16 protein-coding genes are annotated in these 14,141 nt (G+C 57.3%); 2 read left to right on the forward strand and 14 right to left on the reverse strand.

The window, feature by feature from the left end; translation table 11 throughout:
• Nucleotides 1-158: 158 nt before the first annotated feature.
• Nucleotides 159-671, forward strand: coding sequence for a GrpB family protein (locus M8014_RS01540; RefSeq protein WP_107703739.1), 513 nt, complete (start codon nucleotides 159-161; stop codon nucleotides 669-671).
• A 190-nt stretch (nucleotides 672-861) separates the two neighbouring features.
• Here M8014_RS01540 and M8014_RS01545 read toward each other — a convergent pair whose 3' ends face one another.
• The 6 genes from M8014_RS01545 to M8014_RS01570 form a co-directional block, all read right to left on the reverse strand.
• On the reverse strand, nucleotides 862-1,926 hold the full coding sequence (locus M8014_RS01545) for an alpha/beta hydrolase (protein ID WP_271280806.1): 1,065 nt from the start codon (nucleotides 1,924-1,926) through the stop codon (nucleotides 862-864).
• A 23-nt stretch (nucleotides 1,927-1,949) separates the two neighbouring features.
• Nucleotides 1,950-2,534 carry a flavodoxin gene (locus tag M8014_RS01550; RefSeq protein ID WP_271280807.1) on the reverse strand — a complete coding sequence of 195 codons (585 nt, stop codon included), beginning with the start codon at nucleotides 2,532-2,534 and terminating at the stop codon, nucleotides 1,950-1,952.
• 9 nt (nucleotides 2,535-2,543) lie between these two features.
• Nucleotides 2,544-3,302 (reverse strand): carboxymuconolactone decarboxylase family protein, encoded by a 759-nt coding sequence (locus M8014_RS01555; protein WP_271280808.1) that lies wholly within the window; start codon nucleotides 3,300-3,302, stop codon nucleotides 2,544-2,546.
• Nucleotides 3,280-3,759 carry a (R)-mandelonitrile lyase gene (locus M8014_RS01560; protein WP_271280809.1) on the reverse strand — a complete coding sequence of 160 codons (480 nt, stop codon included), beginning with the start codon at nucleotides 3,757-3,759 and terminating at the stop codon, nucleotides 3,280-3,282. Before M8014_RS01560 ends, M8014_RS01555 begins: the two co-directional genes overlap by 23 nt.
• Nucleotides 3,760-3,822: 63 nt before the next feature.
• A complete protein-coding gene (locus M8014_RS01565; protein ID WP_271280810.1) occupies nucleotides 3,823-5,232 on the reverse strand; it encodes a heavy metal sensor histidine kinase in 1,410 nt (469 codons plus the stop codon).
• Entirely contained in the window at nucleotides 5,225-5,917 is a 693-nt protein-coding gene (locus tag M8014_RS01570) for a heavy metal response regulator transcription factor (RefSeq protein ID WP_271280811.1), read from the reverse strand. The genes M8014_RS01565 and M8014_RS01570 overlap by 8 nt, the downstream gene beginning before the upstream one ends.
• A gap of 169 nt (nucleotides 5,918-6,086) precedes the next feature.
• On the opposite strand from M8014_RS01570, the gene M8014_RS01575 reads away from it, so the two are divergent.
• On the forward strand, nucleotides 6,087-7,136 hold the full coding sequence (locus M8014_RS01575; RefSeq protein ID WP_271280812.1) for an alpha/beta hydrolase: 1,050 nt from the start codon (nucleotides 6,087-6,089) through the stop codon (nucleotides 7,134-7,136).
• A 78-nt stretch (nucleotides 7,137-7,214) separates the two neighbouring features.
• Here the strand turns inward: M8014_RS01575 and M8014_RS01580 are convergent, their stop codons facing one another.
• The 8 genes from M8014_RS01580 to M8014_RS01615 all read right to left on the reverse strand — a co-directional run bounded on the left by M8014_RS01580 (nucleotide 7,215) and on the right by M8014_RS01615 (nucleotide 14,000).
• A complete protein-coding gene (locus M8014_RS01580) occupies nucleotides 7,215-7,766 on the reverse strand; it encodes a nucleotidyltransferase family protein (protein WP_271280813.1) in 552 nt (183 codons plus the stop codon).
• Nucleotides 7,766-8,704: an XdhC family protein gene (locus tag M8014_RS01585; RefSeq protein WP_271280814.1), complete on the reverse strand. Its 939-nt coding sequence runs from the start codon at nucleotides 8,702-8,704 to the stop codon at nucleotides 7,766-7,768. The genes M8014_RS01580 and M8014_RS01585 overlap by 1 nt, the downstream gene beginning before the upstream one ends.
• A gap of 9 nt (nucleotides 8,705-8,713) precedes the next feature.
• Nucleotides 8,714-10,912, reverse strand: a complete 2,199-nt coding sequence (gene paoC / locus M8014_RS01590) for an aldehyde oxidoreductase molybdenum-binding subunit PaoC (protein WP_271280815.1) — start codon at nucleotides 10,910-10,912, stop codon at nucleotides 8,714-8,716.
• Nucleotides 10,909-11,865: an FAD binding domain-containing protein gene (locus M8014_RS01595; RefSeq protein WP_271280816.1), complete on the reverse strand. Its 957-nt coding sequence runs from the start codon at nucleotides 11,863-11,865 to the stop codon at nucleotides 10,909-10,911. Before M8014_RS01595 ends, paoC begins: the two co-directional genes overlap by 4 nt.
• Nucleotides 11,862-12,533 carry an aldehyde dehydrogenase iron-sulfur subunit PaoA gene (paoA, locus tag M8014_RS01600; RefSeq protein WP_271280817.1) on the reverse strand — a complete coding sequence of 224 codons (672 nt, stop codon included), beginning with the start codon at nucleotides 12,531-12,533 and terminating at the stop codon, nucleotides 11,862-11,864. The genes M8014_RS01595 and paoA overlap by 4 nt, the downstream gene beginning before the upstream one ends.
• A gap of 194 nt (nucleotides 12,534-12,727) precedes the next feature.
• Nucleotides 12,728-13,060 (reverse strand): DUF1493 family protein, encoded by a 333-nt coding sequence (locus tag M8014_RS01605; RefSeq protein WP_271280818.1) that lies wholly within the window; start codon nucleotides 13,058-13,060, stop codon nucleotides 12,728-12,730.
• Entirely contained in the window at nucleotides 13,060-13,509 is a 450-nt protein-coding gene (locus tag M8014_RS01610; RefSeq protein WP_271280819.1) for an STM2901 family protein, read from the reverse strand. The genes M8014_RS01605 and M8014_RS01610 overlap by 1 nt, the downstream gene beginning before the upstream one ends.
• Before the next feature lie 8 nt (nucleotides 13,510-13,517).
• Complete coding sequence (locus M8014_RS01615) at nucleotides 13,518-14,000, reverse strand: Hcp family type VI secretion system effector (RefSeq protein ID WP_271280820.1); 483 nt, start codon at nucleotides 13,998-14,000, stop codon at nucleotides 13,518-13,520.
• Between the last annotated feature and the right edge of the window lie 141 nt (nucleotides 14,001-14,141).

Raw genomic sequence — 14,141 nt, forward strand, 5'->3', positions numbered from 1 at the left:
ACCCTGATCCTTGGCTTTATCGGGGATGCAATGCCCGCTCCTCGCTCACAGCTGACCTTCTGAACGACACGTCCGCTCCGTGCCTGAGCGGACGTTGTTGCCTCAATGTACTTTAGCTACTCTTATGCTAATAATTTGACGGAAAAGAAGGGGCATTCATGCGGGAAATCGTTGTGGCGCCATACGATGAAAAATGGCCTGCTATGTTTAACGCTGAAAATTTTCTGCTACAAGCATTGCTTGGTGACGTGGTTAGGAAGATTCATCATATTGGCAGTACGTCAGTGCCTGGCCTTTCAGCAAAGCCAGTGATTGATATACTTCTGGAAGTTGCCGATATCAACCAACTGGATAAATGCAACTCTGCAATGGTCGACGCCGGATATGTTTCTCGCGGTGAAAACGGCATTGCAGGACGCCGGTACTTCATTAAGGGAGGGGATCAGCGTAGCCATCAAGTGCATGCGTTTTCAGTAGGGGACATTCAGATACAAAAACATCTTTCTTTCCGCGATTATCTGAGGAAAAACAGTGATATTGCAAGTGACTACGCTGAGATAAAGCGTACAGCAGCATTGCTATGTAAGAATGATGCACATCGTTATAGCGCATTAAAAACGAACTTTATAGAGCATCATCTGCAACGTGCTCTGATTGATCTGGAACGATAGATATTGAGTTTGCCACTGTGATGTTTTGTTTAACATAATGCAACTGCCCTATTTTAGGGAGTAACTTGCCCGCCAACTCTGCCTATATGCGCTATGAAACGTCCGCTTTTCGCTCACAGCAGACACTCACGTTTAACAGCTTTCTGCCAGGATTAAGCCTTCATTAATGAAGGCTTAATTTTATCTCCTCCTACTGCAGGTTTTTCTCTTTCAGGAATGTGCTCACCACATCCGCAACCTGCACATTATTCAGATCGGAAAACGGGAAGTGGGTATTGCCTTTGATCCCGACTTCCGGCAGATGGGTTACGGTCACATCCCCGCCATGTTTGTTCACCACATCGCGCCACTCCCGGGCCATCGCCAGCCGCACGCGCCAGCTGTCCTGAGCGGGCATGGCGACCGGTTTATCCGGGATGTTATCGCCATAAATGATCAACACCGGGATTTTGGTCAGCGCCATAAACTGTTCCATCGGAACAGGTTCACCTTTCAATGTGTCGAACGCGCTGGGCATCGGGGCGGGCAGTTCTGTCTCGGGGAAGACAAAGCTGCTGCCCGGCTCGAAGGCGACAATGGCTTTGACCTTGTCGTTTTTTATCGCCGTGTACCAGCCCGGTCCGCCGCCCTGAGAGTGGGTGAAGAGAATAGCCGGGCCGGATTTATCCACCACTGCCGACATGGCGTCAGAAATCACATTGAGATCAAAGGGTCCGGTGTTGGGCGTCATCTGGCGGAAATATTGGTTCAGGGCTTCTTTATCGTGCGAGAACTGAACGTCTTTAAAATAGTCGGGCCAGACGCCCACGCGGAACTGGTTAAACCACAGCTGTTCATCCGCTTTTGGCGTCACGGTGGATTCCACCGTACTGCGGCCCGCATTGCCGCGCCGGGGTTGATCGACAAGCCAGGTGGAGAACCCGCGCCGCAGGAAAATGTTCTGGAACCCTTCACGACCGTCCGGGGTACTTTGCCAGGTGCGGGACGACTGGCCCGCACCGTGCAGCATGACGATCGGGTATTTGTGCGGATTTACCGGGATTTGATAGACCACGGAGGCATGATCGCCGTGATACGTTTGACCGGCAGGTTCCAGCGGCTTTTTCGCGTCAAATTTCCCCGGTGCGGTCATGATAGTGCCACCAGCAGAAAAGCTCCCCTGTTCCTGAATAACCAATGGCTCAGCATAGACCGAATGCGCCACAAGGCCACCCGCCATCATGCAACTGACCAGCGTTTTTAAAAGTGTCTTCAAGATGATTTCCTCTTATTAATAAATCAGCCGCGTATCGTCTCTAGCCAACGGGTGACTGTTTCTGTGGTTCTCCGCTCCTGATCGCATTCAATGGCCAGTGGTTTTTCGCGGCGCGCTGCAGGAGCCAGACTTGCAAGGATATTGTCGCTGTCGCCTTTACCGTAGCCGCCATGAGTAATGAAAGGGATGAGTAATTTGCCCGCAAGGTTGTGGCTGCTAAGAAAAGTTTGCACGACAGGTGGCACGCTGGTCCCCCAGATGGGAAAGCCTAAATACACCGTCTCATAGCGTGAGATATCGGCGACGCTATTTTTTAGTGCTGGTTTTATTCCCCGCTCACGCTCATTTTTCGCCTGTTCAACGGTCTGAAAATAGTCCTCCGGATAAGGTGCGGCCGGTTCGATTTCAAACAGATCGGTTTTCAGGCTGCGATGAATGACGCCTGCAATCACCCGCGTATTCCCGCTGCGTGAAAAGTACGCAACCAGAATACGGCTATTGCCCTGAACGTTTGTGGTTCCGGTCGCCGCTGACGCCAGCGAGACATTCGTCAGCGTCAGCCCAGCCAGGGCGGTAATCAACATTCTGCGGGTGGGATCATGTGCCATACCGAGCTCCTAATTGTTTGCCAGCGCCTGCTGCAGCGCACTGTCCGCCCGCGTGGCGGCATCATTTTCGCCGTGTTCACGCAGGACCTGTACCAGCTGGCGTAGCTGCGCTGCCGTCAGCCCGACCCGCAGGCTGGCCCGCATATGCGACAGCAGCTGGGATTCCACGCCCGGCGTGGCGGCTAAGGCGCCAACCGTTGCTAGCTCGCGGCTTTGCCAGTCGAGGTTATCGCGGGCAAAAATGTCACCGAACAGATGCGTTTGCAGGAACTGATTAATCACTGGTGCAAAATCAAAGAGCGGCCCCTGCACCGGCGCGCCTGAGATTGTGGTCTGGTTTGCGGTGCCGACGCGACGCAGTTCATCCCCGACGGGGATCGGGCGGGTGGGTTCTTTGCCCTCAACGTCCTGAATGCCGCGTTGCTTGCGCGCCTCAACCACCTTCATCAGCTCATTCAGCGCATTCAGGCTGCGCGGGAAGCCGGTATAGGCATACAGCTGGACGAGAATCTCTTTCGCCTCGTTGAGGGTGAGCCCGGCGTCCAGACCTTGATTCAACGCGACATTCAGTTTAGCTATCTGGCTGCTGGCCATTGCGGCTGCAATCAGCGGGATCGCCTGCTGGCGTGCCGATAGCACGTCTGAAACGGTGTGTGTCGTCATCTCTGTGGCTCCTTTGGTGGCGGGTGCAGCCTGAGCCGTGAATGCAAAGCCGAAGGTCAGCAGTGCCGCGGCCGTGAGTGCCTTAATGGGCGTGGTATTGTTCATCTGTCACCTCCTCCATCCAGACCACGTTTTTGCCATCCACATTTCCGGTAATGGCCAGATGCGTCATCGCGCTGCCCGGTGCCGCGCCGTGCCAGTGTTTAACCCCGGCAGGACATAAGACAACGTCACCCGGACGAATCGTCTGTACCGGCTGGCCCTCCTGCTGCGTCAGCCCCACGCCAGCCGTCACAATTAACCGCTGACCTGCCGGGTGGGTATGCCAGGCGGAACGCGCCCCCGGCTCAAAGGTGACGTATGCCCCTGAAACGTTGATGTCGTTATCCGCCTTGAACAGCGGATCAACCCGCACGCGCCCGGTAAAATTCTCCGCAGGTCCATTCAGCGCATTCTGGCTGCCGGCGGGGGCAATGTGGACGGCAGCACTTTGCTCTGCAGCCCAGCAGGAAAACGTAAAGAGGGGCAGTAACAGCCCGAGGTAACTTAAATGTCGAGTCATGCAAAGCGTCCTTATCGTTAAAAGGGGATGGCCTGTCATGATTCTAAAGACGGGGGGATGTCGTCAGGCTGACGACCCCCTGACAATTGTGTCAGTTTGCTCAGTTAACGCGAACGTCAGGCCGAAGGTGTTGATACCGGCTTCGCTACGCGCAAAGACGTCGCCCCGATGCATAATGGCGACGGCGCGAACGATCGATAACCCCAGCCCGTGATGGGTATCGCTTTTGGCGCGTGAAGAATCCACCCGATAAAACCGTTCAAATAGCCGATGTAAATGCCCCGGCGCAATGGGATCGCCTGGGTTCGACACCTCAACGCAGGCCTGATTGTTGTTCTCGCTTAAGCGCACGGTGATCGTGCTGTGGGATGACGAATGTCGGGCGCTGTTTTCCAGTAAGTTGGCGAGAGAGCGGTGGAACAACCGGCGATCGATCCGGGCCGTCACGTCGCCTTCAACGTTCAGCGAGAGCTGTTTTTCCGCAAAGGACGGCTCAACGTATTCCGCCGTTTTAAGGGTCTCTTCGCGCAGGGAGACCTGCGTCAGCTGGGAGGCATGCTCCCCCGCGTGAGCATGGGACAGAAAAAGCATGTCGTTAACAATCGAGGTCATGCGTTCAAGCTCTTCGAGGTTGGAACCGAGCAGCTCCTCCAGCTCGTCGTACGAACGTCGGCGCGACAGGCCCAGCTGCGTCTGTCCAATCAGGTTGGTCAGCGGAGTGCGCAGCTCATGGGCCACGTCGGCGTTAAAACTTTCGAGCTGCCGCCAGGCGACCTGCTGGCGCTCCAGCACGCCGTTAAATGACGAGGCGAGCTGCTGTAATTCTTCCGGTAAGGCGGTGGTGTCCAGCCGCTGGCCATGATCGCCCGGGGCAAGATGCTGCGCCTGTTTGCTGAGCGCCCCCACCGGGCGCAGGCCGATCCGTGAAACCATATACCCCAGCAGTGCGACGATAAACACCCCCAGCGCGGCAATTATCAGCAGGGTGCGGGTGAACGCCTCCAGCGTGCCCATGTACGGCGTGGAGTCGATGGCGACCACGTAGCGCAGCGCAGGCCTTTCGCCATTCGCCGGGATAGTTTTCACTAAGATGAAAAGCGAGCATGCGCCTTCCGATGCCCCGGGCACTTTGTTAAAACCTTCCTGCAACGCCGACCACTCAACGCCCACCGGTGGCGTTCCGCCCACGCTGAACTGGGGGTTATCGCTCACTATCCAGTAGCGAACCCGCTCGCCTTCAGAGTTGGTTAACACGGTGAATTTATTGGCCAGCACCGACCAGCCCTCCGCCGAGGTGCGCGCGGTGATCCACGGGCTCATCAAGGATTCCCGGAACAATAGCTCGTTGTGCATCTGCTTTTGCAGCGAGTCGTGCAGGGAGCTGCGCAGCAGAATGCCAATGACGGAGACGATCAGCAGCGCGGATAACGCAAACATCAGGGCCAGATGAACCGAAATCGCGCGCTTAACCATGCTTGTCTCCAGGCCTGACTTCGAGGACGTACCCCATACCGCGCACGGTATGCAGTAATTTCACGTCGAACGGGGCATCCACTTTGGCCCGCAGGCGTTTAATGGCGACTTCCACCACGTTGGCATCGCTGTCAAAATTCATGTCCCACACCTGCTCGGCAATCATCATCTTGGAGAGGATTTCCCCCTGATGACGGGCCAGCAGGCTCAGCAGTGAAAACTCTTTGGCGGTCAGTTCCAGACGCGTGCCGCGACGAAACACCCGGCGAGCCAACAGATCGAGATGCAGATCGTGGATTTGCAGCTGGGTGATATCCGCGCCATCCGTTGCGCGGCGGCGCACCAGCGCCTGAATGCGCGCCACCAGCTCAATCAGCGAGAAGGGTTTCGGCAGATAATCATCCGCGCCAAGCCGAAGCCCTTTGACGCGCTCGTCAACCGACCCCCGGGCAGAGAGCATCAGCACCGGGGTCTGTTTACTGGCCCGCACGCCTTCCAGCACCCGGTAGCCATCCATGCCCGGCAGCATCACGTCGAGAACGATCGCATCGTAGTCGAACTCCAGCGCGTAATGCAGACCTTCGGCCCCATCCGCTGAGACATCGACCGTAAACCCGGACTCGCCCAGCGCGCGGCTGAGATAGGTTGAGGTTTTTTCTTCATCTTCGACTAAAAGTAATCGCATGCCGTATGACCCATCCCGCTCTGTATGTGCTTTTACCTGGTAAGACTATCCTCTGCTCACCAACATCAAGCTGACCGTTAGCTGACAAAAATGTTATCCAGCCGTCACCCTGGTGACAGTCCGCTCTCCCTAATCTGAGGCCACGAACCATCACTTATCGGGAGAACCCATGAAATTCATTCTATTCACCGCCATGCTGCTGACGGCAATGGCCAGCGTCACCTCCGCCAGCGCGGCGGATTACAAGAAGAACCCGTTTACCCTCGTCTACGACGGCGCCATCACCGAGAACGTCACAGGCAAGGTCAACATCCATCCGGTGAAGTACGACCTGCATGGCATCCAGATTGCGGCGAATGTCTATACGCCCGCTGACTACGATCCCGCCAAAAAATACCCAACGGTGGTGGTGGCCCATCCGAATGGCGGCGTGAAAGAGCAGGTCGCCGGACTGTATGCGCAGCGTCTGGCCGAACACGGATACATCACCATTACCGCCGATGCGGCTTATCAGGGTGCCAGCGGCGGAATGCCTCGCAGCGTGGATAAACCCGCCAACCGCATTGAGGATATTCACGGCATGGCGGACTACATCAGCCAGTACCCCGGGGTGGATACCGCCCGCATCGGCCTGCTGGGCATCTGCGGTGGTGGGGGTTACTCACTGAAAGCCGCCCAGACGGATAAGCGCTTTAAAGCCCTGGCAACGCTGAGCATGTTTGACTCGGGTCGTGTGCGTCGCAACGGTTATCAGGACTCACAGATCGCCACGATTCAGGACCGACTGAAGCTGGCCAGCGAGGCGCGCGCCAAAGAAGCCGCTACCGGCGACGTCAGCTATTCCGGTGACGCCAACCTGACCGATGCACAAATCGCCAAACTGCCGTTTGAACTTTACCGCCAGGGCTACGCGTATTACTGGAAAACGCACGCCCATCCCAACTCCACGTTCCGCTATACCACCAGCAGCCTGCTGGATTTGATGCGCTTTGATGCGCAGAGCAATATGGATCTCATCAATCAGCCGCTGCTTATGATGGCCGGTACGAAAGCCGACTCGCTGTACATGACTGAAAGTGCCTACAAGCTGGCCACCGGCACACAGAATAAAGAGCTGTTCCTGATCGACGGCGCAACGCATATCGAAACCTACTGGGTTCCTCGCTACGTTGAGCAGGCGATGAATAAGCTGGATACCTTCTTCGATAAGAATATTTAACGCGGTAGCGGCGCTTCAGACGATTAGGTCAGCATAGCGAAAGGGGGGTGAAAGATAATTACGTCCAATGAATAGGCGTTATGAATGACATTCATAAACCTGTTGTGCCGCACGTAAATCTGCGAGGGTATCGATGTCGAGCACGATGCCGTAGTCGGAGAGGGAAATGTCTTTTACCTCTCCCTGCTGTCGGGCGCGCATCACAATCTGTTTTGCGCCCCTATCGCCTGACAGCGCCCGCAACGCCGGACCGTATTCGCGCCGAAATCCCACCGGATGGCCCTGTTGCTGGTGGTAGTGGGGAACCACAATCATGTTTTCCGCCAACCCGTCGGCGACGCGCTGCAAAGAGTGGGGCTGAACCAGGGGGAGGTCGGCAGGCAGAATTAACCATCCCGGGGCGTGGCGCGTAGCCTGGACGCCAAGGGCAACAGACTCGCCCATGCCCCGCGTCCCGCCCTCCGGCCTGACCAGATACCACGGCAGATGCGCGGCGTCGACGGCCTGAATCACCCGCGTCAGGACAGATTCTCCGCCCAGCAGCGCATCAAGTTTATGGCTCATGCCGCCGGACGCAAGAAACCGTTCTCCGCGTCCGGCAGCAAGAATAATCACCACCGGCGAGGCCATTATCCCTCTCCCTGATTCAGCCGCACCGCCGCCACATCCGCCAGAATCGACAGCGCCAGGCTGCGTGCATCCCGGGCTTTAGGGAAGATGCCGATTGGCGCCCTGATGCGGTCTATCTCTTCCTCATGCCAGCCGAGATCGCGCAGTTTTTGCCTGCGCAGGCCATGCGTCCGCTGGCTGCCCAGCGCCCCGATGTAAAACGGATGGGCGTCGCGCGCGGCCTGCAGAACGGGCAGCTCGCGATCCAGATCGTGCCACAGCAGGATCACCGCCGTGTCCATATCAATCGCTACAGCGCTGTGCGCAGAAAAAGGGTCGGGGGCCACAATGTCATAGCCTGCCGCTGCAGCCAGCTCAGCCGTGGCCTGGGCTTCAAGCGATCGTCCGTGGATCATCAGCTGCACGCCCGGGTAATAGCCAATCTCGATCCCGCCGTGATGCCAGCCGGTGCGGGTTAACGCAGGCAGACAGGAGAGCCGTTGCGTACGCGGGACGTAGCGCAGGCCAGCCGGCTGGCGCTGCTCCAGACGATTAAGGACCGCCAGCAGCGGCTGCGCCGAGCGCAGCTTATGAATGGCCAGCGTAATCCCGCCCCCGCAGGGAAGGACAATGTCGAACCACGGCGATCCCTGCCCGTATCGCACCTCGCGATCCCGTCCGGAGGCGATCGCCTCCAGCGCTTCAAACGCCGCTGCCGCTTCAACGCAGCCCCCGGAGACGAAGCCGCAATACTGACCGTCGTCGCGCACCACCATCTGCGCACCCAGCGATCGCGCCGCGCCGCCGCGAATGGCAACCAGCGTCACCAGCGCAGCGTCTTTGCCGGACATCAACGCCTCGACCGCGAAGCGCAGTATTTCCCTGCTGTCGTCCGTCAGAAATGCCGGTTGCGGGGTACACAGGCGCTCGTCCGCCAGGCCAGTATGAGAGTAGGGCATCGTTCCTCCTTACACCACGTCCGGCAGGGCGCTGAGTAGCTTATCCAGGGTAATGGGATAGTCCCGGACTCTCACCCCCGTTGCGTTATAGACTGCATTGGCGATGGCGGCACCCACCCCGCATAAGCCGAGTTCACCCACCCCTTTGGCTTTCATCGGGGAGGAGATGGGGTCGGTATCCTCGAGGAAAATCACCTTCTGCTCGGGAACGTCGGCATGAACCGGGACTTCATACCCTGCCATATCGTGATTAACGAAATAGCCCAGCCGGGTATCGACGGCCAGCTCTTCCATCAGCGCGGCGCCCAGCCCCATGGTCATCGCCCCAATCACCTGGCTGCGGGCGGTTTTTGGATTCAAAATGCGCCCGGCGGCGCACACCGCCAGCATCCGGCGTACCCGCACCTCCCCGGTCGCGCTGTCCACGCCCACCTCGACAAAATGTCCGGCAAACGTCGACTGCTGATACTGCTTCGCCAGATCGCCAAACTCGATACTGTCTTCGGCGCTCAGCGGGCCGCTGGCGGCAGCCTCGGCAATGTTCGCGCTGCGTGAACCGCTGATTATCTTCCCGTCACTGAATTGCGCCTGGTTCGGATCAAAACCCAGCTTCGCGGCAACCGCTTCACGCAGCTTGATGCAGGCGGCGTACACCCCGGCGGTGGAGGTGTTTGCGCCCCATTGCCCGCCGGAACCGGCCGACACCGGGAAGCTGGAATCCCCCAGATGTACTGCCACTTTTTCCAGCGGCACGCCCATCATTTCAGCCGCCGTCTGGGCGAGGATGGTGTAGCTCCCGGTGCCGATGTCGGTCATGTCCGTCTCCACCGTCACCTTGCCGTCGGCATCCAGATGTACCCGCGCGGCGGATTTTTCTAACAGGTTGTTGCGAAAACCGGCCGCCACGCCGATCCCCACTCGCCAGCGCCCATCCTGCACCTGGCCGGGCGTGGGATTACGATCCTTCCAGCCAAACTGTTCTGCCCCCGTTCGCAGACACTCAACAAGCTGGCGGCGGGAGAAAAAACGCTCCGGGTTGGCCGGATCGACCTGGGTGTCATTGAGGATGCGAAACTCAACCGGATCGATACCCGCTTTTTCCGCCAGCTCATCAATGGCGATTTCAAGCGCCATCAGGCCCGGTGCTTCACCGGGGGCGCGCATGGCGTTGCCCTCGGGGAGATCGAGTGTTGCCAGCCGCAGACCGGTATGGCGATTGGCCCCGGCGTAAAGCAGTTCGGTCTGCTGTACTGCCGTCTCCGGCGTGCCGCCAGGCAGATTACCGGACCAGCTATCGTGGGCGATGGCGGTAATTTTCCCCGCTGCGTCGGTCCCGATACGGATGTGCTGAATAGTGGCCGGACGGTGGGTGGTGTTATTGGGGATAGCCGGTCGCGGGAGCATCACTTTCACCGGGCGCTTTACCGCGCGGGCCGCCAGCGCGGCCAGCAGGGCGTCGCTGCGCAGGAACAGCTTGCCGCCAAACCCGCCACCGATGTAGGGCGACAGAATGCGAACGTTCTCCGGGGCGATCTTCAGGGTTTTAGCCAGATCGGAGCGACACCAGTCGATCATCTGGTTCGAGGTCCAGACGGTCACCTTATCACCTTCCCAGACGGCCATCGACGCATGCGGTTCCATCGCCATATGGCTTTGATCGGGCGTGGTATAGGTAGCATCTAGCGTCACCGCCGCCGCCGAAAAAGCGGCCTCAAAATCCCCGGTGTTTTTGTCGGGCGTGTCCTCTGGCGGCGCCTTGACGGTCGGTTTTGCATCTGAGAGCGAGTAAGCGCCTGGGTCGCGGCGATAGGTCACCTGCACCAGCGACGCCGCCGCGCGGGCCTGCTCGAACGTCTCGGCAACCACCAGCGCCACGGCCTGATGGTAATGTTCGATGGTTGGGCCGCCCAGCAGCGTGGCGGTGTTTTTATCCCCTTTACCGAGCGCGCCCGCGTTGCTGGCGGTGATCACCGTTAATACACCCGGTGCGTTTTTCGCGGCATCTGTTTCGATGGCGGCGATCCGCCCTTTGGCGATTGCCGAACCGACGACATAGCCATAGGCGGCATTGGGTGCCTGTTCATGCCACTCGTAGGCGTAGTGTGCCGTGCCGGTGGTTTTTTGCGGACCGTCGATACGATCGTGCGGCTGGCTGACCACCTTAAGCTGGTCAATGGGGTTTTCCCCTGCCGGTTTATCAAATTTCATGCCTGAGCCCTCGCTTCTGTCAGCACGGAGGCAAGCGTTCGCTTCGCCAGGGTTAATTTGAACGCGTTTGCTGGCGTCGGGTGTGCGCTGGCGAACAGCGCGTCATACACCGCCTGCGCGCCCTGCGGGAGCAGTGCATCGGCTTCAGTCATCCGCCACGGTTTATGCGCCACGCCGCCCAGCGCCACCCGTCCGCTACCGTCCGGCTGGACAATCGCAGCGACCGATACCAGCGCAAAAGCGTAGGAGGCGCGATCGCGCACCTTGCGGTAAATGTGTTTCCCGCCCGCGGGCGGCGGCAGGGTGACGGCGACGATAAGCTCGCCTGGCGTGAGCGTGGTTTCGAGATGGGGCGTTTTCCCCGGGGCGCGATAAAAGTCCGCCACCGGGATGGTGCGTTCTTTTCCGTCCGGGGTGATGGTTTCTACCACTGCATCCAGCAGCCGCATGGCGACGGCCATGTCGCTCGGATGGGTGGCAATGCAGGCTTCACTCACCCCGACGACCGCATGCTGACGGCTAAAGCCTTCCAGCGCCGCGCAGCCGCTGCCGGGCAGGCGTTTATTGCAGGGCTGGTTGGTGTCGTAAAAATAGGGGCAGCGCGTGCGCTGCAGAAGATTACCCGCCGTGGTGGCCTGGTTGCGCAGCTGACCGGACGCCCCGGCAAGCAGCGCGCGGCACAGTACGGCGTAGTCACGCCGGACGCGATCGTCAGCCGCCAGATCGGTGTTACGCACCAGCGCCCCGATACGCAAACCGCCCCCATCAGTGCCGGCAATGTTATCCAGGCCCAGTCCGTTGACGTCGATCAGGTGGGTCGGGGTCTCAATCTCCAGCTTCATCAGGTCGAGCAGATTGGTGCCCCCGGCGATAAATTTGGCCCCGCGCGTGCGCCGGGCGCTGGCGGCGGCCTCGGCCGGGGTTTTTACGCGCTCATAGGTAAAGGCTTTCATGATTTTAGCCCCCCGGCGGCGTCTTCAATGGCGGCAAGAATATTGGCGTATGCGCCGCAGCGGCAGATATTGCCGCTCATGCGCTCGCGGATCTCGTCCGCGGTCATGTCCGGAGGGGAAACCAGATCGAGCGTGACGTGGCTGGGAATGCCCTCCTTGATCTCTTGCAGTACCGCCACCGAAGAGCAGATCTGTCCTGAGGTACAGTAGCCGCACTGGAAACCATCATGTTTGATAAACGCCGCCTGCATCGGATGGAGATTGTCAGGCGAACCCAGCCCTTCGATGGTGGTAATGTCGGCATCCTGATGCATCACCGCCAGCGTCAGGCAGGCGTTGATCCTGCGGCCATTCACCAGCACGGTACAGGCCCCGCACTGCCCGTGGTCGCAGCCTTTTTTCGTGCCGGTCAGATGCAAATTTTCACGCAGCGCATCCAGCAGCGTGGTACGTGTATCCACCTCCAGCTGCTGGCTTTTGCCGTTTACGCGCAGGGTCAACGGTAGGATTTCCGGCGGTGGCGTGACGGCGGGTTCGCCTTCGGCCAGCGCTGAATGCGGATAAACCGCCACCGTTGCTGCCGTGGCCGCACTCACTTTGAGTAGGGTCCGACGGGTCAGACTGAAATCACCCCGATGGTCTTCAGGATGTTCGCCTTGGTTGCTCATACCAGGCCTCCGGTATTCAAAAGGGGAAAAGAACGAGAAGGGGTGCAACGATGCTGTCTGTTTTTTAAACGTTAAGCATAGTCGGCGAAGTGGGTGGGATTATTCTTAAAACCTGAATGCGGTGATGAGCGGGACTGATTAATGAATGATGGTGAAGGGCGTGATGAGCGGGGCCTGGATAAACAGTGCCAGTATCAGTTAAAAAGCCATCTCCCAGCGGCGGCTGATTCAGCAAACATCCTGACGGTTAAAGGTAGGCGTTTAGCGTCTATATCTTCCCGCTTTGCTTTAAACCAACGTGTCAGCAAAGGGGTATTTTGCCACGGAAAATAACAAGACCACCTGACAACCGACAGGTCTACATTAAAGGTTTGCTCAAACGCGTTCAGGGCATCATGCAGATCGTCACCAGGTGCATCGAATAGATCTGAATCGAGTTCCAGAGGGATCTCTTCCCCATTTCCGCTAAGATAGCCGGGGATTTCTTCCCGGAATAGCGCTAATACCTTGTCATGAATGGTACTCATCAGAAGTATGTCCACGGTATTCGGTCGTTGGGACGGGCAATCAGATTATATTTTGCCTGAGTTTTCCTGGAAACTTGATAAATGGAGTTTACCAGACCTATCCATCCCAACCAGGGAACGTAACGGGCAATGACAGCAGCGAGTTTGGTGGTCTTTTGCATTCTCACGCCAACAGGGGTCAGAACTCTTATACCGAAAGGCACGCGTGCATCTCGTAATAGCATTCTTCCGTATTTGGAAATAACACTTGTGCCCTTGAGGGCTTCACCCGGTTTCGTTCTGGTATTTAGCCAGGGTTGCCCTGCGAGAATCGCAGCACCTGATTCAATACCGAGCTCCAGCTCATCACAAAATTGTTCGAGAAAAATCACGTCAAATAATTCACCGGGAGATAATTGATGTTGTCCGTGATAGAAATAGGTTCCATTAATTTCTTCAATAGTGTCCATTGACTCACCTATGCAGTCTGGCGCTCGTTCCATGCATCTTTAAATATTATATTTCCATCACAATGCTTCCAGGTGATTTTCTCATAGCGCAATTCAACCGTCTCCAGATGGTTATTGTTTTTATCCTCAGGCGCTGCCATGGTGGGGGATATAGAGACAATTCGAACGCCTTCAAGCAGCATATTGAAATACTCTACCTCCTGACCGCCATCATTTATTTTGTACCATTTAATCTCGGCAGATTTCAGATTCTGACCGGTTGAAACAGCTTTGTAGAGATAGGGGCTTGAGTAATCGAACTCTTTGACAATGATCATCGGTGAGTGCTGACGTGGGCCTGTTGGTTTACCTGTGAGGCTATCAGTCGGGATAGATAGGTTATGGTGAAATCCTTTAAATTCTATGCTGTTTTCTCTTCCTGAAATATCGCAGCCGCCTTTAATCAGTGCGCCACCGTCGTCATAGATCCACAAATTACCCGGAATAGCCATTTATTCATTTCCCTATAAGATACCGTTGAGACAGTATAATGATTAATGGTTGATTGGCAATAAATGGATGTCAGAGGGCGTGTTTATAAATGAGAGTAATATGAGTGATGATGTCATAACCTGAATAAATATTATTAGATC

This window comes from Silvania hatchlandensis (assembly GCF_025564065.1).
GTDB classification, from domain to species: domain Bacteria; phylum Pseudomonadota; class Gammaproteobacteria; order Enterobacterales; family Enterobacteriaceae; genus Enterobacter; species Enterobacter hatchlandensis.

Coding starts and splice junctions, on each gene's coding strand:
- M8014_RS01560 (WP_271280809.1), bottom strand. CDS start 3,759: ATGACTCGACATTTAAGTTACCTCGGGCTGTTACTGCCCCTCTTTACG.
- M8014_RS01540 (WP_107703739.1), top strand. CDS start 159: ATGCGGGAAATCGTTGTGGCGCCATACGATGAAAAATGGCCTGCTATG.
- M8014_RS01570 (WP_271280811.1), bottom strand. CDS start 5,917: ATGCGATTACTTTTAGTCGAAGATGAAGAAAAAACCTCAACCTATCTC.
- M8014_RS01575 (WP_271280812.1), top strand. CDS start 6,087: ATGAAATTCATTCTATTCACCGCCATGCTGCTGACGGCAATGGCCAGC.
- M8014_RS01610 (WP_271280819.1), bottom strand. CDS start 13,509: ATGGACACTATTGAAGAAATTAATGGAACCTATTTCTATCACGGACAA.
- M8014_RS01585 (WP_271280814.1), bottom strand. CDS start 8,704: ATGCCCTACTCTCATACTGGCCTGGCGGACGAGCGCCTGTGTACCCCG.
- M8014_RS01615 (WP_271280820.1), bottom strand. CDS start 14,000: ATGGCTATTCCGGGTAATTTGTGGATCTATGACGACGGTGGCGCACTG.
- paoC (WP_271280815.1), bottom strand. CDS start 10,912: ATGAAATTTGATAAACCGGCAGGGGAAAACCCCATTGACCAGCTTAAG.
- paoA (WP_271280817.1), bottom strand. CDS start 12,533: ATGAGCAACCAAGGCGAACATCCTGAAGACCATCGGGGTGATTTCAGT.
- M8014_RS01595 (WP_271280816.1), bottom strand. CDS start 11,865: ATGAAAGCCTTTACCTATGAGCGCGTAAAAACCCCGGCCGAGGCCGCC.
- M8014_RS01565 (WP_271280810.1), bottom strand. CDS start 5,232: ATGGTTAAGCGCGCGATTTCGGTTCATCTGGCCCTGATGTTTGCGTTA.
- M8014_RS01555 (WP_271280808.1), bottom strand. CDS start 3,302: ATGAACAATACCACGCCCATTAAGGCACTCACGGCCGCGGCACTGCTG.
- M8014_RS01550 (WP_271280807.1), bottom strand. CDS start 2,534: ATGGCACATGATCCCACCCGCAGAATGTTGATTACCGCCCTGGCTGGG.
- M8014_RS01580 (WP_271280813.1), bottom strand. CDS start 7,766: ATGGCCTCGCCGGTGGTGATTATTCTTGCTGCCGGACGCGGAGAACGG.
- M8014_RS01605 (WP_271280818.1), bottom strand. CDS start 13,060: ATGAGTACCATTCATGACAAGGTATTAGCGCTATTCCGGGAAGAAATC.